The organism is Alkalihalophilus lindianensis (genome assembly GCF_032843265.1).
Classification (GTDB): Bacteria; Bacillota; Bacilli; order Bacillales; family Bacillaceae_D; genus Alkalihalophilus; species Alkalihalophilus lindianensis.
Genome location: NZ_JAWJBA010000963.1, coordinates 1 through 239 on the forward strand (window position 1 = coordinate 1; position 239 = coordinate 239).

A 239-nucleotide genomic window follows, 5' to 3' on the forward strand; every position below is an offset into this window, starting at 1 on the left:
TGAGAAATAGCGGTAGAAGGTCCCAGTGGCAACTCCGGCATGTGCTGCAATTTCCTTGGCCGTTGTGTGCTCGTAGCCTTTTGATACAAATAGGATGCGCCCGCTTTCAAGCAGTGCATTTCTTTTTTGCTGGGCACGTTCCTGTCTTGGAATAAAGGGAAACTCCCCGGCTAGCCGGTCTTCTCTCTCCGACATATTACCACCTCTTTGCTATCATAACACAAATTTATAAAATGAAC

The 239-nt window shown here is 46.9% G+C and carries 1 protein-coding gene; it reads right to left on the minus strand.

What is annotated here, in order from left to right; translation table 11 throughout:
* The coding region (locus tag RYX56_RS24975; RefSeq protein ID WP_317124470.1) for a TetR/AcrR family transcriptional regulator at positions 1-195 on the minus strand (195 nt) is incomplete at its 3' end.
* Positions 196-239: the final 44 nt, after the last annotated feature.